Genomic DNA, 24,604 nt, shown 5'->3' with positions numbered 1-24,604 from the left:
AACGGGGTGGGCATGGCTGCTTCAGGCGCTGCGATAGAGTTTGGTCATCGAGAACTCACGGTGGCCCAGGGCCTCGGCCGCGGTTGCGCGACCGTTCGCGGTGCGAATGATCATCTCGATCAGCGCATCGCCGGCCTCGTCGATGGTCTTCTCGCGCGTCAGGACCCCCGTGACATCCACATCGATATGTTCCGACATGGTGCGCAGCGTACGCGGATTGCCCGAGATCTTGATCACGGGAACGATCGGGTTTCCGACCACGTTGCCCTGCCCCGTCGGGAAGGTGTGGATGACATAGCCCCCCGCGGCCATCAGCGTGACGCATTCGGCAGCAGCGGACGAGCTGTCCATGAAGTAGAGGCCGGGACCTTTTTCCGGCGTTTCGGCCGGCCCGATCGCGTCGATGTAGGACGAGGTCTTGCCGATCTTCTCAAGGTTGCCCAACGCCTTTTCCTCGATGGTGGTCAGCCCGCCAAGGATGTTGCCTTTCGTCGGCTGGCTGTCCGACAGGTCCGACGTCTTGTACGCCTCGATCACGTCGTCCTGGTAAGCCTGCCAGATCTTCTTGAACTTGGCCGCAGCTTCGGGGTTAGCCGCCCGCTTTTCGCAGATATGCTCGGCGCCCGTGATCTCGGAGGTTTCACCGAAACAGCCATAGAGACCGTGCGGCAGCAGCTTGTCATACATGTTGCCGACCGTCGGGCACGAGGACAGGCCTGTGGTCGTGTCGCTCTCGCCACATTTCGTCGAGACCCACAGGTCAGAGATGGGGCAGTCCTCCTTCTGCAGCTCGGTGGCCCAATGGACGTATTCCTTGGCCTTCCAGCTTGCTTGGCGGATGGTCTCGAAATCCCCCTTCTGCTCGATGGAAAATCCGGTGACGGGCTTGCCGGTCTTGGCAATGCCATCGACGATGACCTTGGTCCATTCCGGCTCGATCCCGATCACGACGACGGCGGCAACGTTGGGGTTCGCGCCAGTGCCGATGATGGTCCGGAAATGCAGGTCCAGGTCTTCGCCGAACTGCAGTCGGCCATAGGCGTGCGGCAGGGCCAGCGTTCCCTTGACGTTGTTCGCCACCGCCTCGCAGGCGGCGTTGGAGATGTCGTCGACGGGCAGGATCAGGATGTGGTTGCGCACGCCCACGCGGCCGTTCTCGCGGCGCCACGCCTTCACCGTCACATTGCTGAAATCAAGAGCCATGTCTTACCACCTTTTGGTTTTGCAGTTGTGGGTGTGGACATGGCCGCCGACCTCGGCGTCGCCCACCATCTTGCCGATGTCCTCGCCATACTTGATGACCGTGTCGCCGGCCTTCAGCGGCTTCAGCGCCACCTTGTGGCCGATCGGAATGTCGGCCTTTGCGGTCAGCCGGAAATCCGAATTGTCGGAGGTGACGACACATAGCATGTCGGTTCCGGCGCCGAGATTTTCCACGACGACGACGCCGACATTGTCCTCGGGATCGTGGACCAGAAGTTGCGGAATGCTCAAGGGTTCCTCCTTTCGCTGGCAGTTGTGAATCTTCGCGACAAGGCATAGCGCTTCATGAAGTCTTATACAAGAGTATTTATAACTCTATTGATGGAACACTTGATGCCGTGATAGGCAGGTTTGCAGTACAAGGAGTAGCGTGGCCGATGGCACATCCGCTCTATCAGACGGTGATCGACACGGTCGTGGCGCGAATCGCGTCCGGCGAGTTGCTGCCTGGGGGCATGCTGCCCAGCGAAACCCAGCTGGCCGCCGAGATCGGCGTATCGCAGGGGACCGCCCGCAAGGCACTGATGATGCTGGAGCATCACGGTATCGTCCGGCGAGAGCAGGGGCGCGGGACCTTTGTGACGGCGCGGACGCCGGAAAGTTCGCTGTTCAATTTCTTCCGGCTGCGCGAACGCGACGGAGCCATCGTCCGGCCCGAACTGATCAGCGAACATGTCACCAGGCGTGCAGCCAACGAGGTGGAGAGCCGGGACCTGCACGGCGGACCTGACATGGTCATCGAGATCAGTCGTGTGCGCAGCCTCAACGGGGTTCCCAGCGCGATCGAAAGCGCCGTCGTGCCGGCGGATCTGTTCTCCGGGATCGAGCGGCGCGCGCCTCTGCCAAGCGCCCTCTACGTCGTCTATCAGCAAGCCTATGGCTGCATCGTGCTTCGCGCCGAGGAGTCGATCGTGGCGGTTCCGGCGAGTCGCGAAGAGGCAAACGAACTTGATGTCGCCGAGGCGACGCCACTTCTGAAGGTGGAACGCCTTGCCTATGACGTTCTTGGCAGGGCAATCGAACGACGTCGCAGCCTCTACCGGACCGACACGCTGGCCTACATGGTCACGCTGGACTAGCCAGAGGCACCAGTGTCACCTTGGGCGCCGCCACTTTCCCGTCTGCGATCCGCCGGAACGCCCCCACACCATCGGCTAGCGGGAGAACTTCGGCCCAATCCAGCCGGCCCAGACGTCCGTCGAAAATGGCCTGCGCAGTCTCGCGGAAGTCTTGCGCGGTATAGGTATAGGTGCCGATGAAGGCGAGTTCCTGCAAGGTGGTTCGGCGGATGTCCAACCCCGGCCCGGCGTCACCCAGTCCAATGTGCATATACACGCCCCCCGGCCGAAGAGCCGCGCTTCCGGCGCTTCGCGTAGCACCGAAACCCACGCCGTCGATGACGAGGTCGATGTCCGACGGCGCAGCCTGGGATGACGGGTCGAAGGTCTGGATACATCCTTGCGAGCCGGCAATTCTGCGCCGTTCTTCCGACGGCTCGGACAGCCAGATCTCTGCCGCACCGAATGACTGCAGAACCAATGCGGCGCCCAGACCGATGGCGCCACCGCCAATCACCAGACACCGTGCCGACGCCAGCGGCATGTCGAGTACCCTCTCGGCAAGCCGCACCGCGTGCCAGCCGCATGCCAGTGGCTCCGCCAGCGATGCGACGGTCATGGACACGTCATCAGGTACAGTGACGAGATTGCGTTCAGGAATGGCCAGCAACTCTGCAAAGGCACCTTCCCGCGGGGGCATCGAGATGATCTGACGGGTTGTACAGAGATTGTCTCTGCCGGAAATGCAGGCGGCACACCTGCCACATGTGACCAGCGGATTGATGGTCACTCGCCGTCCCGCCATCGGGCCGCCCACGACCGTTCCGGCGGCCTCGTGGCCGAGTACCAGCGGCGCCGGGCGGCGGTCATCGTGCCCGCTCCAGGCATGCATGTCCGATCCGCATATTCCAACTGCCTCGACGCGCACCAGCACCTCGTCATGCATCGGGGCGGGGTCCGGCACGTCGCGCAACTCGACTTCCCTGACACCGGTATACACGAGCGCCTTCATTTCGCGGTAAAACCTCCGTCGACATAGAGCGTCTGCCCGGTGACGTAATCCGAGGCGCCGGAGCACAGGAACAGTGCCGGGCCCACGATGTCCTGCAGCCGACCATTGCGGCCGACGCAGGTCTGCGCGGCATGGCGCTCGGCGAGTTGCGGATCCTCGAAAACGGGACCCGTCAGCTCGGTGGGAAAGAATCCCGGCGCCAGCGCATTCACCATGATGCCGTCGCGTGACCACGCCTCGGCCATGGCGCGTGTCAATTGCACGATCCCGCCTTTCGAGGCGCCGTATGCGATGCCGCCGGGGAAGGCACGCTGGCTCTGGAGGGACGCGAAGTTCAGGATCCTGCCCCACCGTTTTTCCCGCATGCCGGGCACAAGAGCCTGAGCCAGGAAGAACGGCGCTGACAAATTGAGGTCCAGCGTCGTCGCCCAGCCATCCAGCGTCACCTCATCTGCTGGCTGGCGCGTGTTGAGCCCGGCGGCATTGACCAGAATGTCGGGCGGGCCAAACACCTCTGCGACGTCGGCGGCAGTCGACGCCATCCCTTCAAGGTCCGAAAGGTCCGCGCTGATCGCGACCGCCCTTTCTCCGTCACACCAGTCGGCCTTGCGCCGCGCCACCGAAATCACCCGTGCACCGCCAGCGACCAGGGCCTCCGCAATCGTCCTGCCCAGCCCGGACGAGGCGCCGGTCACGCAGGCGACGCCGCCTTCGACGCTCAAGCTGACATTCATGCAGGTGCCTCGCTCGCGTCGAGCTGGAATGTTTGGTTGGGGAAATACTTTGCCAAGCGGACGTCCGCGGTGCGCGCATGTCCCTCCATCCCTTCAAGGCGCGAGATCCGCGCTGTCGCCTCGGCAATGGGCTTCGCGCCCTCGCGGGTGGCCCGCTGCCACGTCACCAGCTTCATGTATTTGTGCACGGACAGACCGCCCGTATAGCGCGCGGCGCCCGAGGTCGGGAGGACGTGATTGGTACCCGAAGCCTTGTCCCCGAACGCGACCGTCGTTTCTTCACCCAGAAACAGACTGCCATAGCATGCCAGGCGGTCGAGCCACCAATCCAGATCCTCGGCTTGCACCGTCAGGTGCTCGGGCGCGTAGCTGTCCGAGGTCGCGGCCATCTCGTCCCGCGTGTCACAGAGGATCACCTCGGCATAGTCGCGCCACGCATCGGCCGCGTTCTTGGCGTTAACCTCAGGCAGCGTCGCGATCAGTTCGGGCACGCGGGCCATGACCTTTTCCGCGAGATCCCGGCTGTCCGTCACCAGCCAGACCGGCGAGTTGTAGCCATGCTCGGCCTGCCCGACCAGATCCCACGCGACGATCTCTGGATCGGCGGTCTTGTCGGCAAGGATCAGGCTGTCGGTCGGACCTGCGAACATGTCGATGCCGACCCGGCCGAACAGCAGGCGCTTGGCTTCGGCGACGAACTGGTTGCCTGGGCCCACCAGGATGTCCGCCTTGGGCAGACCGAACAACCCGAACGCCATCGCAGCGATGCCCTGGACGCCGCCCAGTGCGAGAATCTGATCTGCCCCGCAAAGATCGGCGGTGTAGATGATGGCGGGGTTCAGACCCACACCCGGTCGCGGCGGAGAGCAGACCGATATATGTCCGCAGCCCGCAACCTTGGCGGTCGTCACCGTCATCAGCGCCGAGGCCACGTGGCTGTAGCGACCACCCGGCGCGTAGCAACCGGCCGCCTCGCACGGAATAGCCTTTTGCCCAAGGATGAGACCCGGCCGAATCTCCATCTGGAAATCGCGAATGGTTTCTTTCTGCGCCTCGGCAAACCGGCGGACATTGTCATGCGCGAACCGGATATCGTCTTTTAGCCTCTGGCTCAGCTTGGACGCCGCTGCCTCGATCTCGTCACGGCTCAGAACGATGTTGCCGTCGTAGCGATCAAATTTTTCGGCGTACTTGCGCGCGGCCTCTTCACCCCCCGCTTCGATTTCGGAAAGAATCTTCTGCACGACATCCCGGGTCTCGCCTGCATCCGAAGTGGAAACGCGGTCTGCCTTCTTCAGGTAGGTTACGGACATTTTACCCTCTCACTTCAGGTTTTCAGGAAGCATCAGCGTCGAGACCGCCGGCACATAGCCGATCAGCAACACGACGATCAGCATGGTCAGGACGAATGGAACGGCCCGCGCCGAGATCTTCAGAATGGATTCGCCGGTCAGCCCGCTGACGACAAACAGGTTCAAACCGAGCGGTGGCGTGATGAACCCGACCCCAAGTGCGGTGATCATCATCACGCAGAACTGGATCTCGTTCATTCCGATGCTGTCGGCCAACGGCTTGAGCAGCGGCGCCAGGATAACGATGTTCGGGGTCGTCTCCATCACGCATCCCGCGGCGATCAGGATGGCGATCATCGACAGGATCAGCACCCATGGCTCGCTGCTGAGCGTCGTCATGGTATAGACGAACCCCTGCGGTACACCCATGGCCGACAACGCCTGCGCGAGTGGCAGTGACATCGCGATGATCGGGACGATGACACCGTTCACCTTGGCCGAACTGACCATCATCGAGGGAAAGTCCGACAGGCGCAGTGTCCCCATGATGAAGCCCATCAGGATGGTGATGCTGACCGCGGTCGCCCCTGCCTCGGTTGGCGTCAACTGGCCGCTGAAGATGCCCCAGAAGATGACGCCGGGTACGATGAACGCGTACCAGCCCCGTGCCAGCGTCCTGCCCAGATTGGCCAGCCACTCGCCAAAGCTCAGCACGTTGCCCTGCTCGTAGGCATGTCGCCGGTTGATGATCGTGTTGGTTACCAGGATCGACGTCAGGATGATCAGACCGGGAATGAGCGCGGCCTGGAACAGGGTCGATGCGGAAATACCCAGCACGAGCCCGATAACGATGTAGGCGATCGACGGCGGTTCAGGATCCCGGTGCAGGCACCGGCGGCCACCAGTGCACAGGCGTAGGGCCGGGGATAGCCGCTTTCAACCAGCCGGCCGATGGTCATGCGGCCGACGGCTGCCGCCCCCGCCGCATCGGATCCCGAGATCGCCGAGAACATCCCGCACACCAGAACCGTGGCCGAGCCAAAGCCGCCCCGCGTCCAGTTGGTCAGTGCCTCGGCAACGTCCAGGAACTTTCGGCTGAGACCGGTTCGGACCAGCACGTCCCCCGTCAGGATGAAGAGCGGGATCGCGGTCAGCGCAAAGTGATCGATGCCGGAGAAGAGCCCCTCTCCCACAAGCGACAGCGGCAGCGCCTGCGAGGTGACCAGCAGCAGCACGGACGCGCTGCCGATTGCGACCCAGACAGGCACCGCAAGTGCGACCATCAGCAGGAACACCACGACCGGAAGATAGAACGTCCAGTCCAGCGCGACCGCGCCCTGTTCCATATGTTGCCAAAGCATGTCGGGACCTCACTCGAACAGACGCTCACCCTCGTAGACGGGACGGCCAGCGCGCATGTCGCTGATGTCCCGGACGAGGGATTGCAGGAGACGGAAAATCATCAGCGAGAAGCCAATCGGCACGGCCATGAGGAACCACACCATCGACACGCGCAGCCCGTGACTCACGGATCCGAATTTCCAGGAAAGCTGGACGGTCTCGAACGCCAGCCACAGCGCCAGGCAGGCAAGCGCAATGGTCACGACATCGCCAAAGATGTAGATCAGCGCCTTTCCGCGTGGTGACAGGTAATTCAGGATCACATCGATCCGGATATGGGCGCGCTCACGCACCGCAGCTGCCGCCCCGATCCAGCAAAGATAGATGAAGCAGTATCGAACGACCTCTTCACCCCAGATCGAAGAATAGGCGAAGACCTCGCGGCGGATCACCTCGATGGTCATGGTCGCAACCAGCATCAGGTAGAGGATCAATAGTGCCCAGCGTTCGGCATTGCGGTCCAAGGATTTGAACATGGCGCTCCGTTGCCGGCCTGCGACCGGCATTCCCTTGATTTACATTCGGGGCGGATACCGGCTGCGGTGTTCCCACAGCCGGTCAGACGGTCACGCGTCGTTCACATACGGACGCACATCGGTTCCGGCCGCTTCGGCCAACGCATCGAAATCGGCCATCGAGCCGGCAAGCTCGGTCTTGAAGGCGTCCCATTCGCTGCGTTGATACCCGCCTGCCTCTATCCACTGGGCAAGCTGGTCGTCGCTGAGGGTATGGAACTCGACCCCGGCCTTCGCGAGTTCGGCCATGGCAAAAGCCCGCGCCGCAGGAACCTTGGCCAGGTTTTGCGCCGCCGTGATCTCGGCTGCAAAATCGATGCCAACGCGAATGTCGTCTGGCAGTCCCTGATACCATTCCAGATTGCAGGAATAGACCTGCGCATCCGGAACCGCCTGCGTGAAGGTCACATGGCTCAGCATGTCTTTGAAGCCGAACACGTAAAGCGCACCCACGGCCGGATCCAGCGCGTCGGCGACGCCCTGCTGGATCGCGGACGGGGTCTCGCCCCAGGCAATCGGCGTGGGGTTGGCCCCGACGAGCCGATAGTAGGTTTGCAGCATCTCGGAGCCGGGAACCCGGAACTTCACGCCCCTCAGATCGGCAGGGAGGATCACGGGCTGCATCCCACCTTTGCGCAACGCGACCACCCGAGGGTCGATCACGACGTAGAAAAGCGGCTTGAACCCGCGGGCCTCAACCTGCGGGTGCACCCGATCCTTCCACAATTGCGAGTAGGTGAGATTGACGAAGCGCTGGTTCGACCCGCAGAGGTAAGGCAGGTTGATCAGGTCAACGACTGGCGCGAAGGGCGCGAAATTGGCGATGGAGTGCTGCGCCGCCTGGATCGTCCCGGACTGCACCTTCTGCACAAGTTCGTTTGCCGCGCCCAACTGCCCCGCCGGGGCAAGCTTGACGTAAACCTTGCCATTCGTCGCGTTCTGGATGTTTTCCTTGAGATCCAGCTGCATGATCGGATAGCTGCGGTCCGCGGTGATCACGTAGGCGGTCGCAAGCGTCATGACGTGCTCGGCCGCCCGCTCCCGCTCCCGCTCCTCGTTGACCATCTGCGCCGCAGCTTCGCTGGACCAGATTGTGCCTGCAGCGGATGCCAGGACGGCGGCGGTGAACCCCCCTGCACTGGCCAGCCTGAGGAAGTTGCGCCTTGATGCATTGGCCTTCCAGGTGGTCTCGTTTTCGTTGTCCATATCTCCCCTCCTCCCGTTGAAATCTTAGTCAGGTTCGGCTCGCGCCTCTTCAATCAGGGTTCCCGCCCCGAACAGGGCCGACGCCGCAAAGAGGACGAGCATCTCGGCCACATTGCCGAAAAGCGGCGCCATTGCGCTTTTCACCAGCACGAGGTTGGCAGCGAAGGCGAGTACCAGCAGGCCAGAGGCGCCGAACGCCGCCCATCCGAACACTCTCATCGTCACTACTCCCCCCGAATCACGCTGATTGAGGCAATGTAAGCGCTTACATGTTGTCATGCAAGCGCTTACATTTCATACACGGGTCTACTTGGTCTCGGAAGAGCACACCCGCAGATGAACAACTTTAGCCTCAAGGGTCGTCCACCGACGATCGAAGACGTCGCGCGCATGGCTCGCGTGTCCACGGCGACGGTGTCCCGCAGCTTGAACACACCGCACCGGGTACGCGAAGCCACCCGGCTCGAGGTCGAGAAGGCCGTGCTGAAGTTAGGCTATACGCCGAACTTCGGGGGCCAGGCGCTGGCGTCCAACCGCACGAACACGATCGGCGCGATCATCCCGACGATGGACAACGCCATCTTCGCGACTGCGCTTCAGGCCCTTCAGGAGACACTCGCCGCACATAACGTGACGCTTCTGGTAGCGACCTCCCGCTATTCTCCGGACGAGGAGGAAGGCCAGATCAGGAACCTGCTCGCCCGGGGGGTTGATGGCGTCGTGCTGATCGGGACGGGGCGGGCGCCAAGTGCGTACAAGCTTCTCGAGGCGCGCGGTGTTCCCTTCGCTATCCTGTGGTCGATCCCCTCCGACACCGAGCGCCTGATGATCGGCTTCGACAATGCAGGTGCGGCAGCAGACGTGGCGGTTCGCGTCATGGAAAGAGGTCATCGTCGGATCGCGATGATTTCGGGCCTGATGCAGAACAATGATCGCGCGACGGCGCGGGTGGACGGTGTAGCCGCCGCCCTGCGCGAGGCAGATCTGGAGATGCGGCCCTCATGGCTGATCGAATGTCGTTATTCGCTGAACCATGGAGAACGTGCCGCAAGGCGATTGCTGCAATCGTCAAGTCGGCCCACTGCGATCATCTGCGGCAACGACGTACTTGCGGCCGGCGCGCTCATGGCTGCTCACGAACTCAGCATTGCTGTCCCCGAGGAGTTGTCCATCACCGGGTTTGACGACATCGAACTCGCCCGGGCAGTGTTTCCGCAACTGACGACCGTACGGGTGCCGCATCGTCGCATGGGCGCTGCCGCCGGCGAGTGCCTTCTCCGCTGGATCAACGAGGGAACTCGCCCCAAGTCTATGACACTTCCGACGCAGTTCCTGGAGCGACAGTCTCTGGGGTACATGCGACCCCGGGAATAAGGACCTCGAAACCCGGATCCGGTTCCGGGCTCCTCCCGCGAAGCACAATATGCTGCCGGACGTGCGCCGAGCGGAGTAGGGCCGAAGCATGCGGCCTGCAGAGGGCACGAACCGACTCATGTCCAAAGAAAGAGCCGGATGACTGGCGAATTTGGCCAGTCGCGCAGCAGCCGCAGTGAGGTCCGGATGCAATGACGCCTGACTGCTTCGCAACAGCAGCAGCCCCGCTCAGCATCTTCAAGCTCACACCCGGTGCAGACAGGAGAACAAATGAAAAAACGCCGGACCAGCATTTCGCTGAAATCCGGCGTCGTTCATCGCAACATTGGTGCCCAGGAGAGGACTCGAACCTCCACGCCTTGCGGCACACGGACCTGAACCGTGCGCGTCTACCAGTTCCGCCACCTGGGCAGGTTGCGTGAGGGCGGGATTTAGAGCCGGGCCCCGGGGCTGTCAACGGCCCACGACAAGAATCTGCAGACCGAACCGCCGCCACCGGCCAGCGGCCCCCCCCTTGCCGCCGCTTGATGCCGGGCCCCTGCTTCGCTATCAGCGAACGGGAATACCACGCGACAGCGCAAGGAATGGTGCATGGGAAAGCTGGTCACCATCTATGGCGGCTCGGGGTTTCTGGGACGCCAGATCGCCCGCGTCATGGCCGCTGACGGCTGGCGGGTGCGCGTCGCCGTCCGCCGCCCCAACCAGGCGCTGGTCGTGCGCACCTATGGCGCCGTCGGCCAGGTCGAGCCGGTTCCCTGCAACGTGCGCGACGATCTGTCCGTCACCGCGGCGATGAGCGATGCGGATGCCGTCATCAACTGCGTCGGCATCCTGGTGCATGAGGGCCGCAACACCTTTGCCGCGATCCACGACGAGGCCGCGGGCCGGATCGCCCGCATCTCGGCGCAGACCGGGATGGCGCAGATGGTCCATATCTCGGCGATAGGCGCCGACCCTGACAGCCCCAGCCGCTATCTCGCGTCCAAGGGGCGCGGCGAGGCCCAGGTCCTCGCCCACCGGCCCGATGCCGCGATCCTGCGCCCCTCGGTGATGTTCGGACCCGGTGACGGGCTCTACAACAAGCTGGGCGCGATGACCCGGCTGGGGCCGATCATGTTCGTGCCCGGGGCGGGCAGCCGCATACAGCCGGTGTTTGTCGAGGACGTGGCACGCGCCGCAGCGACGTGCGCCAGCGGCGCCGCGCCCGGCGGCATCTACGAACTGGGTGGCCCCGACGTGATGACGATGCGCGAGATCACCCGCCAGGTGGTGGACGTCACCGGCCGGCGCCGGGCCATCATCGGCCTGCCCGGATTCGTCGGCAGCCTGATGGGCGGCGTATTCGACGCCGTGCAATGGGTCAGCGGCGGACTGGTGACCAACCGGGTGATCACCCGCGATCAGGCCCGTACCCTGCGCACCGACAACGTCGTCAGGCGCGATGCGGGCGAGGTGAAGGGTTTCGAGGAGTTGGGCATCACCCCGGTTGCCCCGGGCGCCGTGATTCCCGACTATCTGTGGCGCTTCCGGCCGTCGGGCCAGTACGAAGAGATGAAGGCTTCGGCAAAGTCCCTGCGCCAGCGCTGATGGCACAGGACATCATTTCTGCGGCGCTTCTCGGCGTGCTCGAGGGGTTGACCGAGTTCATCCCGGTGTCCTCGACCGGCCATGTCCTGCTGGCGGCGCATTTCCTGGGCTTCGACTCTCCCGGGCGCGCCTTTGCGGTGATGATCCAGCTGGGCGCGATCTCGGCGATCCTGGCGGTCTATTCGGGACGGCTGTGGCAGATTTTTTCCTCGGCGCCCCAGGACCCACGGGCGCGACGGTTCGTGTTCGCGGTTCTGCTGGCCTTCCTGCCGGCGGTCGTCGTGGGCATGCTCGCGCACCGGATCATCAAGGAGGTGCTGTTCGAGACACCGATGCTGATCGCGGCAATGCTGATTCTGGGCGGGATCATCCTGCTGTTTGCGGATCGCCTGGCGACCGCCCCCCGCTTTGCCGAGGCAGAGGACATTCCCCTGTCGCGCGCGCTCGGCATCGGTGTCGTGCAGTGCTTCGCGATGGTTCCCGGCGTGTCGCGGTCGGGGGCGACGATCGTCGGCGCGCTGCTGATGGGGGCCACCAAGCGGGCGGCGGCAGAGTTCAGCTTTTTCCTGTCGATGCCGACGATGATCGGGGCCTTTGCGTATGACTTCTACAAGAACCGCGCAGTCCTGGATGCCGCTTCCCTGGGCAACGTGGCGATCGGCTTTGTCTTCGCCTTTGCCGCCGCGCTGCTCGTCGTCAGGTGGCTGCTGGGCTACGTGTCAGTCCGCGGATACGGGCTGTTTGCCTGGTGGCGGATCGGCGTGGGATCGATGGTCCTGCTGGCTCTGATCGCGATCAGGTAAATAGTACTGACCTAATTAAATCGCTTCTTTGCAGGACTATAGCTTTCTGCGACAATAAAGATGCGCTTAGGTCAGCAATACTGCCTTTTGTTGCGCAAGCCCCTGATTTATTAGGAGGCGACTCGCACGGGGGTGTCGGATGGCCAGGCTGGATATGCTCAAATTCGTGTCGCTCGGGCGCGAGATGCCCGAGAAGCGGGCGGCGGATGAGCGGGCTAGGGATTTTCACGAGATCTATCGCGAATACGCCGACGCCAAGGCGGCCGAGCAGGCCAGCCGCTGTTCGCAGTGCGGCGTGCCCTATTGCCAGTCGCATTGCCCGCTGCACAACAACATCCCCGACTGGCTGCGGCTGACCGCCGAGGGGCGGCTGCACGAGGCGCATCTGCGCAGCCAGGAAACCAACACCCTGCCCGAGATCTGCGGCCGGATCTGCCCGCAGGACCGGCTGTGCGAAGGCAACTGCGTGATCGAGCAGTCGGGCCACGGCACCGTCACCATCGGCGCGATCGAGAAATACATCAACGACACCGCCTGGGAACGCGGCTGGGTCGAGCCGATCCGGCCGACCGCCGAACGCCCCGAATCCGTGGGCATCATCGGTGCCGGGCCGGGGGGGCTGGCGGCGGCCGAGCGGCTGCGGCGGATGGGATTCCAGGTCACCGTCTATGACCGCCACGACCGTCCCGGCGGGCTGATGATCTACGGCATTCCCGGCTTCAAGCTGGAAAAGCCGGTCGTCGCGCGCCGCACAGACTGGCTGGAGGAGGGCGGCGTCACCTTCGTGCTGAACGCAGATGTGGGGCAGTCGGTCAGCTTCGACGCGATCCGCGGCACCCATGACGCGGTGCTGATCGCGACCGGCGTCTACAAGACCCGCGACCTCGACATCGACAACCCGCCGGCCCGCGGCGTCGTCGCGGCGCTGGACTATCTGACCGCCTCGAACCGGGTCGACCTGGGCGACGAGGTGCCGGATTTCGCCGATGGCGAACTGAACGCGGACGGCAAACGGGTCGTGGTGATCGGCGGCGGCGACACCGCCATGGACTGTGTCCGCACCGCCATCCGGCAGGGCGCGACATCGGTCAAGTGCCTGTATCGGCGCGACAAGGCGAACATGCCGGGCAGCCAGCGCGAGGTCCACAACGCCGAGGAAGAGGGCGTGGAGTTCGTGTGGCTGTCGGCGCCGGCGGCGTTCAGCGGCCATGTCACCGGCCCCGCGGCCGAGCAGGACGAGGGCACGGTCGAGAATGCCGGCGGTGATTTGGACGGCGACGGGATCGGCGACAACCCCACCCTGTCGCCGCCGCATCTGGTCACCGACACCGACCGGTCCACCGGGCCGGTCGGCACCGGCAAGGGCGCCGGAACCGGATCGCCGCTGGGGCTGAAGGTGCAGCGGATGCGGCTGGGCGCCCCGGACGTGTCGGGACGCCAGACGCCCGAGCTGATCGAGGGTGCGGTCCACGACGAGCCCGCCGACCTGGTGATCAAGGCGCTGGGCTTCGAGCCCGAGGACCTGCCGCGGCTGTGGGGGGTCGACGGGCTGGAGGTCACGCGCTGGGGCACGATCCGCTGCGACCACCGCACCCACCGCACCAGCCTGGACGGGGTCTATGCCGTGGGCGACATCGTGCGGGGCGCGAGCCTGGTGGTCTGGGCGATCCGCGACGGGCGCGAGGCGGCCGACAGCATCGCCGACTGGCTGAGCCAGCCGGCCCGCGTTGCCGCCGAGTGAGGCGGCGGATGGGCCGCCGATCGAGGAGCGTACGCTGATGCGATGTTCACGCATGGTTCATGCAGCTTTCATGCAGCGTTCTCGCGTACGTTGCGCAACACCAAGCGTGGGGGGCGGGACGGCGACAGGTCAGCCTTGCTGTCCCGGTTGCGGCAGCCGCAGCGGCGCGGGGCCGGTGCGGGCACACGCGCTGGCGGCGCTGCTGGGGACCGGTCTGCTGGGGGTTTCCCTGCTGGCCGGCGCGCCGGCCGCGGCGGCGACCTTTGCCGCGCCGGCGGGCTGCCGGCTGGAGCTGACGGTGCAGAACCGCAGCTGCAGCGTGTCGCAGCATTACCGCTGCGACGCCGACGCGCCGGGCGACCAGTGGGTCGAGTATTACGGCCCCGAGGGCGCCACCTACCGGTCGCGGATCGACGCCGAGACCCGCTGGATGGAAAGCATCGACCTGCTGAGCGGGCTGACCGACCGGCTGGAGGAGGGCGGCGCCGACGAGGCCAGCCTGTCGACGCTGCTGGAATCCGGCGCCGACGATTTCGATTTCTGGACCGTCTCGGATGACGGCGAGCGGCTGCACCATGTCGGGCGCGACGAGTTGACCGGCGAGACGGTCGAGCTGGGCGGCGAGACGCTGGAGGTCACGCGCTTTGCGCTGCGCAGCTTCGACGCCGACGGCAACCTGCTGATCGAGCGGCGCGGCCAGCAATTCGTCAGCCGCGCCCATGGCCGGTTCTATGGCGGCATCGAGACCGCGTCCGACTGGACCGGCGAGGCGCGGGAAACCAACGATTCCCCAGTCCGCTTCATCCGCCCGGGCGAGCCCGGGTTCGGATCGACCACCCCGGAATACGACTGCGAGATGCAGATGATCCGGGCCGGGGGGCGTCATGGCGGCTGAGGCGACACCCGCCCCGGCCACCGGGCGCTGCCTGTGCGGGGCGGTGACGATCACCCTGCAGGCCTGGAACCCGGCGATCAGCGCCTGCCATTGCAGCCTGTGCCGGCGCGCAGGCGGCGGGATCATGGCCGGGTTCGAGGCCCCGGCCGACGCGGTGGCGGTGGCGGGCGACGTCGCCCGCTATCGCGCCACAGATTTTGCCGAGCGCGCCTTCTGCCCGCGCTGCGGGTCGAACCTGTGGCTGCGCGACGATGGCGGCCCCTATGAGCTGTCGCCCGGCCTGTTCGAGATCGCGGCGGCGTTCCCGCTGATCCGCGAAGTCTATGCCGACTGCGCCCAGCGCTGGGCCGGCCTGGCCGGCGACCATCCCCGGATCACCCGGGAAGCCTATGAAACCGACAACCCCCATCAGGAGGGCGCATGATGTCCCGCATTCCGACCGACTGGCAGGAACAGGAAACCGCGCGGCGTGCGTGGATGGCCGAACATTCGCTGTACCGCGACGAGGACGAGCACGCCTCGTGCGGGGTGGGGCTGGTGGTCAGCATCAAGGGGACGCCGTCGCGCAAGGTCGTCGAGCACGGCATCGAGGCGCTGAAGGCGGTCTGGCACCGCGGCGCCGTCGATGCGGACGGCAAGACCGGCGACGGCGCCGGCATCCACGTGCAGATCCCGCTGGCGTTCTTTCACGACCAGGTGCGCCGCACCGGCCACGAGGCCGATCCCGACAAGCTGTTCGCGGTGGGCCAGGTGTTCCTGCCCCGCACCGATTTCGGCGCCCAGGAACAGTGCCGCACCATCGTCGAGACCGAGGTGCTGCGGATGGGCCATTACATCTATGGCTGGCGGCATGTCCCGGTGAATGTCGCGGTGCTGGGCGAGAAGGCCAACGCCACCCGCCCCGAGATCGAGCAGATCCTGATCCGCTGCGACAAGGACATCGACCCCGAGACCTTCGAGCGCGAGCTGTACATCATCCGCCGGCGGATCGAGCGGGCCGCCGCGGCGGCGCAGCTGCAGGGGCTGTATTTCGCGTCGCTGTCCTGCCGGTCGATCATCTACAAGGGGATGATGCTGGCCGAGCAGGTGGCCGAGTTCTATCCCGACCTGCAGGACGAGCGGTTCGAGAGCGCCTTCGCGATCTATCACCAGCGCTATTCGACCAACACCTTCCCGCAATGGTGGCTGGCCCAGCCGTTCCGGATGCTGGCCCATAACGGCGAGATCAACACCCTGCGCGGCAACATCAACTGGCTGAAGAGCCACGAGATCCGGATGGCGTCGGCGAGCTTTGGCGAGATGGCCGAGGACATCAAGCCGATCGTGCCGGGCGGGTCGTCCGACAGCGCGGCGCTGGACGCGGTGTTCGAGGTGATGGTCCGGTCGGGGCGCAACGCGCCGATGACCAAGACGATCATGGTGCCCGAGGCCTGGTCCAAGGCCACCACCGACCTGCCCAAGGCGTGGTCGGACATGTACGCCTACTGCAATTCCATCATGGAGCCGTGGGACGGGCCGGCGGCGCTGGCGATGACCGACGGGCGCTGGGTCTGCGGCGGGCTGGACCGCAACGGGCTGCGGCCGATGCGCTATGTGGTGACCGGCGACGGGCTGCTGGTCGCGGGGTCAGAGGTCGGGATGGTGCCGGTGGACGAGGCCGCGGTCCGGGAAAAGGGCGCGCTGGGACCGGGGCAGATGATCGCCGTCGACATGGAAGACGGGCGGCTTTACCACGACCGGGAGATCAAGGACCTGCTGGCCGCGTCGCAGCCGTTCGGCGACTGGGTCGAGAAGGTCGTGCAGCCCAGCGCCATGCTGGCCCACCTGCCCGAGCCCGCCACCTATACCGGCGAGGCGCTGCGCCGCCGCCAGATCGCCGCCGGCTATACCGTCGAGGAGATCGAGACGGTGCTGGCGCCGATGGCCGAGGACGGCAAGGAAACCCTGGCGTCGATGGGCGACGACACGCCGCCGGCGGTGCTGTCGGGGCAGTACCGGCCGCTGAGCCATTTCTTCCGCCAGAACTTTTCCCAGGTCACCAACCCGCCGATCGATTCGCTGCGCGAGACCCGGGTGATGAGCCTGAAGACCCGGTTCGGCAACCTGAAGAACGTGCTGGACGAGAGTTCCAAGCACACCGAGATCACCCTGCTGGAGGCCCCGTTCCTGGCCAATGGCGAGCTGGCCGAGGTGGTGCGGATGTTCGGCGACGCGGTGACCTGGATCGACTGCAGCTTTGCCGACGGCGCCGGGCCCGAGGCGATGGGCGAGGCGCTGGCCCGGATCCGGGCCGAGGCCGAGGACGCGGTGCGGTCCGGCGCCGGGCAGCTGGTGCTGACCGACGAGCGCCAGGACGAGACGCGGATCGGCCTGCCGATGATCCTGGCGACCAGCGCGGTGCATTCCTGGCTGACCCGCAAGGGGCTGCGGACCTTCTGTTCGCTGAACGTGCGGTCGGCGGAATGCATCGACCCGCATTACTTTGCGGTGCTGATCGGCTGCGGCGCGACCACGGTGAACCCGTATCTGGCCCAGGACACGATCGCCGACCGGATCGAGCGCGGGCTGATGGCCGGCAACCTGATCGACGCGATGAACCGCTATCGCGACGCGGTGGACGCCGGTCTGCTGAAGATCATGGCCAAGATGGGGATCTCGGTCCTGTCGTCCTATCGGGGCGGGCTGAACTTCGAGGCGGTGGGGCTGAGCCGGGCGATGGTGGCCGAGTATTTCCCGGGCATGCAGAGCCGGATTTCCGGGATCGGGCTGCACGGGCTGCAGGCCAAGCTGGAGGACATCCACCACAAGGGCTGGCACGGCGAGCATGTCGACCTGGTGCCGATCGGCGGGTTCTACAAGGCCCGGCGCACCGGCGAGAAGCACGCCTGGGAGGCCGGCACGATGCGGCTGCTGCAGCTGGCTTGCGAAAAGGCCAGCTACGAGGTGTGGAAGCAGTTTTCCGCGGCGATGCGGGCCAACCCGCCGATCCATATCCGCGACCTGCTGGACATCAAGCCGCTGGGCCGTCCGGTGCCGATCGAGGAGGTGGAAAGCATCACCGCGATCCGCAAGCGCTTTGTCACGCCGGGGATGAGCCTGGGCGCGCTGTCGCCCGAGGCGCACATGACGCTGAACATCGCGATGAACCGGATCGGCGCGAAATCCGACAGCGGCGAGGGTGGCGAGGACCCGGCCCATCACCGGGCGCTGCCGAACGGCGACAATCCCAGCGCCAAGATCAAGCAGGTGGCCTCGGGCCGGTTCGGCGTCACCGCCGAATACCTGAACGCCTGCGAGGAGCTGGAGATCAAGGTCGCCCAGGGCGCCAAGCCCGGCGAGGGCGGACAGCTGCCCGGCATGAAGGTGACGAAGCTGATCGCGCGGCTGCGCCACTCGACCCCGGGGGTGACGCTGATCTCGCCACCGCCGCACCACGACATCTATTCGATCGAGGACTTGGCGCAGCTGATCTACGATCTCAAGCAGATCAACCCGCGGGCCCGGATCACCGTCAAGCTGGTTGCCGGCCGCGGGGTCGGCACCATCGCCGCGGGCGTCGCCAAGGCCAAGGCCGACATCATCCTGATTTCCGGCCACAACGGCGGCACCGGGGCCAGCCCCGCCACGTCGATCAAGTTCGCCGGTCTGCCGTGGGAAATGGGCCTGACCGAGGCGCACCAGGTGCTGGCGATGAACCGGCTGCGCGACCGGGTGACGCTGCGCACCGATGGCGGGCTGCGCACCGGGCGCGACATCGTCATGGCGGCGATGATGGGGGCCGAGGAATACGGCATCGGCACCGCGGCGCTGATCGCGATGGGTTGCATCATGGTCCGCCAGTGCCAGTCGAACACCTGCCCGGTGGGCGTCTGCACCCAGGACGAGAAGCTGCGGGCGATGTTCACCGGCAGCGCCGACAAGGTGGTCAACCTGATCACCTTTTACGCGCAGGAGGTGCGGGAGATCCTCGCCTCGATCGGGGCGCGGTCGCTGGACGAGATCATCGGCCGGGCCGACCTGCTGACCCAGGTCAGCCGCGGCGCCGCGCATCTGGACGACCTGGACCTGAACCCGCTGCTGATCACCGTCGATGGGGCCGAGAAGATCATCTATGACCGGACCCGGCCGCGCAACGCGGTGCTGGACACGCTGGACGCCGAGATCGTCAAGGACGCGGCCCGGTTCTTCGAGGACGGCGAGAAGATGCAGCTGTCCTATGCGGTCCGCAACACCCACCGGACCATCGGCACGCGCACCAGTTCGATGATCGTGCAGAAATACGGCATGCGGAACGGCCTGCAGCCCGACCACCTGACGCTGCGCCTGACCGGCAGCGCCGGGCAGTCGCTGGGCGCCTTTGCCGCGCCGGGGCTGAAGATCGAGGTGACCGGCGACGCCAACGACTATGTGGGCAAGGGCCTGTCGGGCGGCATCATCGTCGTGCGCCCGCCGATGGCCAGCCCGCTGGTCGCCGCCGACAACGTCATCATCGGCAACACGGTGCTGTATGGTGCGACCGACGGCTACCTGTTCGCGGCCGGCCGCGCCGGCGAGCGCTTTGGGGTCCGCAACAGCGGCGCGAAGGTGGTGATCGAGGGCTGCGGCACCAATGGCTGCGAATACATGACCGGCGGGGTCGCGGTGATCCTGGGACGGATCGGCGCCAATTTCGGGGCCGGGATGACCGGCGGCATGGCCTATCTGTACGACCCGGACGGGCAGGCGCACCGCTACATGAACATGGAGACGCTGGTCACCTGCCCGGTCACGCAGAGCCACTGGGAGGACGAGCTGAAAACCCTGATCGCGCGCCACGCCGCGGAAACCGGCAGCGCGCGCGCCGCCGCGATCCTGCAGGACTGGGACAGCGAGCGCGGCCATTTCCTGCAGGTCTGCCCGCGCGAGATGCTGCCGCATCTGTCCCACCCGCTGGAAGAGACCGGCGATCTGGCCGCGGTTCCGGCCGAGTGAGGCAGACCCGGCCGGGTGGGCCCGGTCGGGCGGGGCCGCGCTGGTCGAGCGGGTGGGTCGTGCGGATCGGGCGGGCGCATAGGGCGGCGGGGTCCCCCCTGCCGCCCTGCATGACGCGAACGTCACGCCCGCCCCAGTCGTGACGTCCGTGTCCGGGCGCCCCGGTGCCATGCCGCCCCGTCATGGCACGGGTCCGGAACCGGCGCACCGCGCGGGGGTTTCCTGTGGAACGCTGACTCACACCGGGGAACCACACTCATGTCCGATCTGATCGTCATTGCCTTCGACGACGAGGCCGATGCCTTTTCGATGCGCCAGGAACTGATCAAGGCGCAGGGCGAGTATCTGGTCGAGCTGGAGGATGCGGTTGTCGTCACCCGCCCGAGCGGGGGCGAATACCAGCTGCACCAGGCCACGAACCTGACCGCCGCGGGGGCGATCGGCGGCACCTTCTGGGGCGGGCTGATCGGGCTGCTGTTCCTGAACCCGCTGCTGGGCGCGGCAATCGGGGCGGGCGCCGGCGCGCTGGCCGGCAGCGCCACGGATTACGGCATCCCGGACGATTTCATCCGCGAGATCGGCAAGACCGTGCCGGTCGGCAGCGGCGCGGTGTTCATCCTGTCGCGCAAGCTGAACCTGGACAAGCTGCTGCCGCGGGTCGAGCAGTATGGCAGCCGGGCACGGCTGATCCAGACCTCGCTGAGCAACGACGACGAGGCGCGGCTGCGCAGCGCCCTGGCCGGCGCGGCCGCGGCGCCGCTGGCCGCGTCGTCGGTTCCCGCAGCCGGACAGGCGACGGGGACGCGGACGACGGCCGACGCAGGGGCCACCGCCCACCGGACCACGCACCCGCAGCCCCCGCATGCGGCGGGCGACGACGACGACACCCCGGCCGAGCCCACCGCGCCGCCCCGCCTGTAACCACCCTTCGCAAAGTCTGGTCCCTGTGGCCGCCGCGCCGCGCCGGACCGGGCGCGAGGCGGGCGGCAGGGCGCGTTTCTTGACCAGCGGCGCGGGGGCGTGACAGGACGCCTGCATGCCGCGCCACGCCATCCCCCCTGCCCCGCCGGTCGACGCGCCCGTCGAGCGGCCACGCCCGGCGCGGCGCTGGCGCCTGCGCCGGCGGGCCTGGCGACTGCTGCGGCCGGTGCGGCGAGCGCTGCGCTGGTTCGGGCTGCGGGTGCTGGCGCTGATGGCGGCGCTGGTCGTGCTGTACTGGATGGTCAACCCGCCCACCACCTGGACGATCATGGCCGAATCCGGGCGGGTGTCGCGCAGCTGGGTCCGCATGGACGCGATCGCCCCGGTCGTCGCCCGCTCGGTCGTGGCGGCCGAGGACGCGAATTTCTGCCGGCACTGGGGGTTCGACATGGCCGAGATCCGCCGGGTGATCGCGTCGGGGTCGTCGCGCGGCGCCTCGACCCTGACCCAGCAGACCGCCAAGAACGTCTATCTGTGGCAGGGCCGCAGCTGGATCCGCAAGCTGCTGGAAACCGTCTACACGCCGATGATCGAGGCGGTCTGGTCCAAGCGGCGCATCCTGGAGGTCTATCTGAACGTGGCCGAGTTCGGGCCGGGGATCTTCGGCATCGACGCGGCGGCGCGCGAGCTGTTCGGCACCACGCCCGACCGGATCACCCCCGCCCAGGCGGCGGCGCTGGCGGCGGTGTTGCCGGCCCCGAAGCAGCGCCGCCCGCAGCCGGGATCGGCGCGGGCGCGCGCCATTGCCGACGGCGCCGCGACCATCGACCGGGACGGCCGGGCCGCCTGTTTCCAGACGCCGCGCTGACCCGGCGCGGTCGAGGCTGCCCTCCGGTCGCGTCCCGGGTGGCCCCCTGCGGTTGAAAGGCGGCGGCGCGGCGCGTATCACCGCCGCAGGTTTTCACCTGACCCCCATTCCCAGACCCACGGACCCATGACCCCGCACGCCACCCAGACCCCGCGTCTTTACCACATCGCCCTGTCCCCGTTCTGCCGCAAGGTGCGGCTGGTGCTGGGCGAGAAGCGGATCGAGGTCGAACTGGTCGAGGAACGCTACTGGGAGCCGGGGTCCGAGGTCGCCCGGCGCAACCCGGCCGGCAAGATCCCGGTGCTGCGCATGGACGGCCGGCTGATGGCCGAAAGCCAGGCGATCTGCGAATATCTGGACGAAACCGTGCCGACCCCGCCGCTGCTGCCGACGACCCCGCTGGAACGCTATGAGGTGCGCCGGCTGTGCGCGTGGTTCGACGACAAGTTCTATCACGAGGTCACCGCCCCGATCCTGTCGGAGCGGGTGTGGAAGAAGCTGATGAAGGCCGGCTATCCGGATTCGCGGCTGGTCAAGGCCGGGCTGCGCGCGGTCCGCGACCACATGGACTACCTGAGCGGGCTGCTTGAATCGCGCAAGTGGCTGGCCGGCAACACGCTGAGCCTGGCCGATTTCACCGCCGCCGCCCATCTGTCCTGTCTCGACTACATCTCGGACGTGGACTGGGACCGCTCGACCACGCTGAGCGACTGGTATGCGACGGTCAAGTCGCGCCCGGCGTTCCGCAGCGTGCTGGCCGACCAGGTGCCGGGCATTCCGCCGGCCGCGCATTATGCCCAGCTCGACTTCTGATCCGCGCCCGGCCGGTGGTCCCGACGCCGCGGCGCTGAAATCGGCGCTGGTCGCGCAGGCGCTGGCCGAGGGATTTTTGGCCGCCCGGATCACGACCCCCGACGCGATCCCGCAGGCGGCCGGGCGGCTGGCCGCCTATGTCGGCGCGGACCGGCACGGGCAGATGGGCTGGATGGCGGAACGGATGGGCTGGCGCGGCGACCCGGCGGCGCTGTGGCCCGACGCCCGCGCTGTGGTGATGCTGGCCGAAACCTACACGCCCGGCCATGATCCGCGCGAGGACCTGGAACGGCCCGACCGCGGCGCGGTCAGCGTCTATGCGCAGGGCAAGGACTACCACGATATCGTCAAGGCGCGGCTGAAGCGGCTGGGGCGCTGGCTGATCGCGGAGGCGGGCGGCGAGATCAAGGTGTTCGTCGATACCGCCCCGGTGATGGAAAAGCCGCTGGCGCAGGCGGCCGGGCTGGGCTGGCAGGGCAAGCACACCAACCTGCTGTCGCGCGACCTGGGCAACTGGTTCTTCCTGGGCGCGATCTTCACCACCCTGCCGCTGCCGGTGGATGCGCCGGAGACCGACCATTGCGGCAGCTGCACCGCCTGTCTGGACATCTGCCCGACCCGCGCCTTTCCGGCCCCGTTCCAGCTGGATGCCCGGCGCTGCATTTCCTATCTGACGATCGAGCATCGGGGCCCGGTCGATCACGAGTTGCGGCCGCTGCTGGGCAACCGGATCTATGGCTGCGACGACTGCCTGGCGGTCTGTCCGTGGAACAAGTTCGCGGCCGGCGCGCGCGAGATGCGCTATCACGGGCCGCACCGGGCGCCGCCGCTGGACGAGCTGGCGAGGCTGGACGATGCCGGGTTCCGGACGCGGTTCTCGGGCAGCCCGATCAAGCGGATCGGGCGCGACCGGATGGTGCGCAACGTGCTCTATGCGATCGGCAACAGCGGTCTGCCGCGGCTGCGGGTCGTGGCGCAGGCGCTGGCGGACGATCCCGACCCGGCGGTGGCCGACGCGGCCCGCTGGGGGGCGGGGCGGCTGGCATGAGCGCGGTCGTGGTGCCGGCGCCCAGCCCGATGCGGGGGATCCTGCTGAAGATCGGCAGCGTCACGGTCTTCACGGCAATGGCGTCGCTGCTGAAGGCGACCTCGGACCAGGTGCCGGCGGGCGAGCAGGTGTTCTTCCGGTCGCTGTTCGCCATTCCGGTGATCCTCGGCTGGCTGGTCTGGCGGGGCGAACTGGCCACCGGGCTGCGCACGTCGCGGCCGATGAACCACGCCTATCGCGGCATTGTCGGCACCCTGGCGATGGGGTGCAGCTTTGCGGGTCTGGGGCTGCTGCCGTTTCCCGAGGCGACGGCACTGGGCTATGCGATGCCGCTGCTGACGGTGATCTTTGCGGCGATGTTCCTGGGCGAACAGGTCCGCGCCTTTCGCCTGGGCATGGTCGCGCTGGGGATGGCGGGCGTGCTGATCGTGCTGTCGCCACGGCTGGGCGCGACCGCGGACGGGGTGTCCACGGCGGAAACGCTGGGCGCGGTGGTGACGCTGGTCGGCGCGGCGTTCGGCGGGCTGGCGCAGATCTTCATCCGCAAGATGGTCGCCGAGGAACGGACAGCCGCCATCGTGTTCTGGTTTTCCGTCACCTCCACCGTGCTGTCGCTGGTCACGCTGCCGTTCGGCTGGGTGTTGCTCGACCCCGGCACCGCGGCGCTGCTGGTCACGGCGGGGTTGCTGGGCGGGCTGGCGCAGATCCTGCTGACCTCGGCCTATCGCTATGCGGATGCGTCGGTGGTGGCGCCGTTCGACTATGTGTCCATGATCCTGGCGCTGGCGATCGGGTGGTTCGTCTTCGGCGAGGTCGCGACCGGCGTGATGCTGGGTGGCGCGGCGGTGATCATCGCCGCCGGCGTGGCGATCATCTGGCGGGAGCAGCGACTTGGCCTGGCCCGGTCACGGGCCCGCAAGGTCATGACTCCGCAGGGGTGACGGACGCGGACCGGGCCTCCGGTCAGGGCCGGTCGGCAAAGCCGAAGGCCACGTAGTCGCGCAGATAGGCGCCGCGCGCCGCCTTGCGCAGACGCATGGCCCGCAGCCGAATCCGGGGCCTGTATCTTGTCCACCCTGTCGGCACGTGCGGTTCGGTTCCC

22 protein-coding genes, 1 tRNA gene and 1 pseudogene are annotated in these 24,604 nt (G+C 66.7%); 13 read left to right on the top strand and 11 right to left on the bottom strand.

Features of this window, described 5'->3' with window-relative positions:
* Positions 1-21: 21 nt before the first annotated feature.
* Together Q0938_RS00270 and Q0938_RS00265 are read right to left on the bottom strand one after the other, a co-directional pair.
* Positions 22-1,203 (bottom strand): UxaA family hydrolase, encoded by a 1,182-nt coding sequence (locus Q0938_RS00270; protein WP_299357937.1) that lies wholly within the window; start codon positions 1,201-1,203, stop codon positions 22-24.
* 3 nt (positions 1,204-1,206) lie between these two features.
* On the bottom strand, positions 1,207-1,494 hold the full coding sequence (locus Q0938_RS00265; RefSeq protein ID WP_299357935.1) for a UxaA family hydrolase: 288 nt from the start codon (positions 1,492-1,494) through the stop codon (positions 1,207-1,209).
* Between the two features lie 146 nt (positions 1,495-1,640).
* Between Q0938_RS00265 and Q0938_RS00260 the strand changes: the two genes are divergently transcribed.
* Entirely contained in the window at positions 1,641-2,342 is a 702-nt protein-coding gene (locus Q0938_RS00260; RefSeq protein WP_299357933.1) for a GntR family transcriptional regulator, read from the top strand.
* Here the strand turns inward: Q0938_RS00260 and Q0938_RS00255 are convergent.
* From Q0938_RS00255 to Q0938_RS00225, 7 genes and pseudogenes are all read right to left on the bottom strand, one after another.
* Positions 2,329-3,333 (bottom strand): alcohol dehydrogenase catalytic domain-containing protein, encoded by a 1,005-nt coding sequence (locus Q0938_RS00255; protein ID WP_299357932.1) that lies wholly within the window; start codon positions 3,331-3,333, stop codon positions 2,329-2,331. The two genes, Q0938_RS00260 and Q0938_RS00255, sit on opposite strands and share 14 nt — an antisense overlap.
* Positions 3,330-4,067, bottom strand: coding sequence for an SDR family oxidoreductase (locus tag Q0938_RS00250; protein WP_299357930.1), 738 nt, complete (start codon positions 4,065-4,067; stop codon positions 3,330-3,332). Before Q0938_RS00250 ends, Q0938_RS00255 begins: the two co-directional genes overlap by 4 nt.
* Positions 4,064-5,380, bottom strand: coding sequence for a histidinol dehydrogenase (hisD, locus tag Q0938_RS00245; protein ID WP_299357928.1), 1,317 nt, complete (start codon positions 5,378-5,380; stop codon positions 4,064-4,066). The genes Q0938_RS00250 and hisD overlap by 4 nt, the downstream gene beginning before the upstream one ends.
* Positions 5,381-5,389: 9 nt before the next feature.
* Positions 5,390-6,720 (bottom strand): annotated as a pseudogene (locus Q0938_RS00240) (TRAP transporter large permease).
* Positions 6,721-6,729: 9 nt separating this feature from the next.
* Positions 6,730-7,236 carry a TRAP transporter small permease gene (locus Q0938_RS00235; protein ID WP_299357926.1) on the bottom strand — a complete coding sequence of 169 codons (507 nt, stop codon included), beginning with the start codon at positions 7,234-7,236 and terminating at the stop codon, positions 6,730-6,732.
* Between the two features lie 90 nt (positions 7,237-7,326).
* Complete coding sequence (locus tag Q0938_RS00230) at positions 7,327-8,481, bottom strand: TRAP transporter substrate-binding protein (protein ID WP_299357924.1); 1,155 nt, start codon at positions 8,479-8,481, stop codon at positions 7,327-7,329.
* 24 nt (positions 8,482-8,505) lie between these two features.
* Positions 8,506-8,700: a hypothetical protein gene (locus Q0938_RS00225; protein WP_299357922.1), complete on the bottom strand. Its 195-nt coding sequence runs from the start codon at positions 8,698-8,700 to the stop codon at positions 8,506-8,508.
* 117 nt (positions 8,701-8,817) lie between these two features.
* Between Q0938_RS00225 and Q0938_RS00220 the strand changes: the two genes are divergently transcribed.
* Positions 8,818-9,855, top strand: a complete 1,038-nt coding sequence (locus tag Q0938_RS00220) for a LacI family DNA-binding transcriptional regulator (protein ID WP_299357920.1) — start codon at positions 8,818-8,820, stop codon at positions 9,853-9,855.
* Positions 9,856-10,181: 326 nt separating this feature from the next.
* Here Q0938_RS00220 and Q0938_RS00215 read toward each other — a convergent pair.
* Positions 10,182-10,266 (bottom strand) — tRNA-Leu (locus tag Q0938_RS00215).
* 180 nt (positions 10,267-10,446) lie between these two features.
* On the opposite strand from Q0938_RS00215, the gene Q0938_RS00210 reads away from it, so the two are divergent.
* The 11 genes from Q0938_RS00210 to Q0938_RS00160 all read left to right on the top strand — a co-directional run bounded on the left by Q0938_RS00210 (position 10,447) and on the right by Q0938_RS00160 (position 24,443).
* Positions 10,447-11,442: a complex I NDUFA9 subunit family protein gene (locus Q0938_RS00210; protein ID WP_299357918.1), complete on the top strand. Its 996-nt coding sequence runs from the start codon at positions 10,447-10,449 to the stop codon at positions 11,440-11,442.
* Positions 11,442-12,245 carry an undecaprenyl-diphosphate phosphatase gene (locus Q0938_RS00205; RefSeq protein ID WP_299357916.1) on the top strand — a complete coding sequence of 268 codons (804 nt, stop codon included), beginning with the start codon at positions 11,442-11,444 and terminating at the stop codon, positions 12,243-12,245. Before Q0938_RS00210 ends, Q0938_RS00205 begins: the two co-directional genes overlap by 1 nt.
* 139 nt (positions 12,246-12,384) lie before the next feature.
* Positions 12,385-13,986, top strand: coding sequence for an NAD(P)-dependent oxidoreductase (locus tag Q0938_RS00200; protein ID WP_299357914.1), 1,602 nt, complete (start codon positions 12,385-12,387; stop codon positions 13,984-13,986).
* 175 nt (positions 13,987-14,161) lie between these two features.
* Positions 14,162-14,881: a hypothetical protein gene (locus tag Q0938_RS00195; protein ID WP_299357912.1), complete on the top strand. Its 720-nt coding sequence runs from the start codon at positions 14,162-14,164 to the stop codon at positions 14,879-14,881.
* Positions 14,871-15,305: a GFA family protein gene (locus Q0938_RS00190; protein ID WP_299357910.1), complete on the top strand. Its 435-nt coding sequence runs from the start codon at positions 14,871-14,873 to the stop codon at positions 15,303-15,305. Before Q0938_RS00195 ends, Q0938_RS00190 begins: the two co-directional genes overlap by 11 nt.
* Entirely contained in the window at positions 15,305-19,852 is a 4,548-nt protein-coding gene (gene gltB, locus Q0938_RS00185; RefSeq protein WP_299357908.1) for a glutamate synthase large subunit, read from the top strand. The genes Q0938_RS00190 and gltB overlap by 1 nt, the downstream gene beginning before the upstream one ends.
* A 258-nt stretch (positions 19,853-20,110) precedes the next feature.
* The gene (locus Q0938_RS00180) at positions 20,111-20,773 is read left to right on the top strand and encodes a DUF1269 domain-containing protein (protein ID WP_299357906.1); all 663 of its coding nucleotides are present in this window, start codon (positions 20,111-20,113) and stop codon (positions 20,771-20,773) included.
* Between the two features lie 271 nt (positions 20,774-21,044).
* Entirely contained in the window at positions 21,045-21,641 is a 597-nt protein-coding gene (gene mtgA / locus Q0938_RS00175) for a monofunctional biosynthetic peptidoglycan transglycosylase (protein WP_299358673.1), read from the top strand.
* Between the two features lie 126 nt (positions 21,642-21,767).
* On the top strand, positions 21,768-22,454 hold the full coding sequence (locus tag Q0938_RS00170; RefSeq protein ID WP_299357904.1) for a glutathione S-transferase family protein: 687 nt from the start codon (positions 21,768-21,770) through the stop codon (positions 22,452-22,454).
* Positions 22,435-23,502, top strand: a complete 1,068-nt coding sequence (queG, locus tag Q0938_RS00165; protein WP_299357902.1) for a tRNA epoxyqueuosine(34) reductase QueG — start codon at positions 22,435-22,437, stop codon at positions 23,500-23,502. The genes Q0938_RS00170 and queG overlap by 20 nt, the downstream gene beginning before the upstream one ends.
* Positions 23,499-24,443 carry a DMT family transporter gene (locus Q0938_RS00160; protein WP_299357900.1) on the top strand — a complete coding sequence of 315 codons (945 nt, stop codon included), beginning with the start codon at positions 23,499-23,501 and terminating at the stop codon, positions 24,441-24,443. The genes queG and Q0938_RS00160 overlap by 4 nt, the downstream gene beginning before the upstream one ends.
* 22 nt (positions 24,444-24,465) lie before the next feature.
* Here Q0938_RS00160 and Q0938_RS00155 read toward each other — a convergent pair whose 3' ends face one another.
* Positions 24,466-24,588 (bottom strand): hypothetical protein, encoded by a 123-nt coding sequence (locus Q0938_RS00155; protein WP_299357899.1) that lies wholly within the window; start codon positions 24,586-24,588, stop codon positions 24,466-24,468.
* Between the last annotated feature and the right edge of the window lie 16 nt (positions 24,589-24,604).

This window comes from uncultured Paracoccus sp. (assembly GCF_947496875.1).
Lineage (GTDB): Bacteria > Pseudomonadota > Alphaproteobacteria > Rhodobacterales > Rhodobacteraceae > Paracoccus.
The sequence above is the reverse complement of the archived record's forward strand: the minus strand, read 5'-3'. Positions and strand labels throughout refer to the sequence as shown.

Excerpts from the sequence above, each read along its gene's own strand:
- Q0938_RS00270 (WP_299357937.1), bottom strand. The coding sequence starts at position 1,203 with ATGGCTCTTGATTTCAGCAATGTGACGGTGAAGGCGTGGCGCCGCGAG.
- Q0938_RS00260 (WP_299357933.1), top strand. The coding sequence starts at position 1,641 with ATGGCACATCCGCTCTATCAGACGGTGATCGACACGGTCGTGGCGCGA.
- Q0938_RS00255 (WP_299357932.1), bottom strand. The coding sequence starts at position 3,333 with ATGAAGGCGCTCGTGTATACCGGTGTCAGGGAAGTCGAGTTGCGCGAC.
- Q0938_RS00250 (WP_299357930.1), bottom strand. The coding sequence starts at position 4,067 with ATGAATGTCAGCTTGAGCGTCGAAGGCGGCGTCGCCTGCGTGACCGGC.
- hisD (WP_299357928.1), bottom strand. The coding sequence starts at position 5,380 with ATGTCCGTAACCTACCTGAAGAAGGCAGACCGCGTTTCCACTTCGGAT.
- Q0938_RS00235 (WP_299357926.1), bottom strand. The coding sequence starts at position 7,236 with ATGTTCAAATCCTTGGACCGCAATGCCGAACGCTGGGCACTATTGATC.
- Q0938_RS00230 (WP_299357924.1), bottom strand. The coding sequence starts at position 8,481 with ATGGACAACGAAAACGAGACCACCTGGAAGGCCAATGCATCAAGGCGC.
- Q0938_RS00225 (WP_299357922.1), bottom strand. The coding sequence starts at position 8,700 with ATGAGAGTGTTCGGATGGGCGGCGTTCGGCGCCTCTGGCCTGCTGGTA.
- Q0938_RS00220 (WP_299357920.1), top strand. The coding sequence starts at position 8,818 with ATGAACAACTTTAGCCTCAAGGGTCGTCCACCGACGATCGAAGACGTC.
- Q0938_RS00210 (WP_299357918.1), top strand. The coding sequence starts at position 10,447 with ATGGGAAAGCTGGTCACCATCTATGGCGGCTCGGGGTTTCTGGGACGC.
- Q0938_RS00205 (WP_299357916.1), top strand. The coding sequence starts at position 11,442 with ATGGCACAGGACATCATTTCTGCGGCGCTTCTCGGCGTGCTCGAGGGG.
- Q0938_RS00200 (WP_299357914.1), top strand. The coding sequence starts at position 12,385 with ATGGCCAGGCTGGATATGCTCAAATTCGTGTCGCTCGGGCGCGAGATG.
- Q0938_RS00190 (WP_299357910.1), top strand. The coding sequence starts at position 14,871 with ATGGCGGCTGAGGCGACACCCGCCCCGGCCACCGGGCGCTGCCTGTGC.
- gltB (WP_299357908.1), top strand. The coding sequence starts at position 15,305 with ATGTCCCGCATTCCGACCGACTGGCAGGAACAGGAAACCGCGCGGCGT.
- Q0938_RS00180 (WP_299357906.1), top strand. The coding sequence starts at position 20,111 with ATGTCCGATCTGATCGTCATTGCCTTCGACGACGAGGCCGATGCCTTT.
- mtgA (WP_299358673.1), top strand. The coding sequence starts at position 21,045 with ATGGCGGCGCTGGTCGTGCTGTACTGGATGGTCAACCCGCCCACCACC.
- Q0938_RS00170 (WP_299357904.1), top strand. The coding sequence starts at position 21,768 with ATGACCCCGCACGCCACCCAGACCCCGCGTCTTTACCACATCGCCCTG.
- queG (WP_299357902.1), top strand. The coding sequence starts at position 22,435 with ATGCCCAGCTCGACTTCTGATCCGCGCCCGGCCGGTGGTCCCGACGCC.
- Q0938_RS00160 (WP_299357900.1), top strand. The coding sequence starts at position 23,499 with ATGAGCGCGGTCGTGGTGCCGGCGCCCAGCCCGATGCGGGGGATCCTG.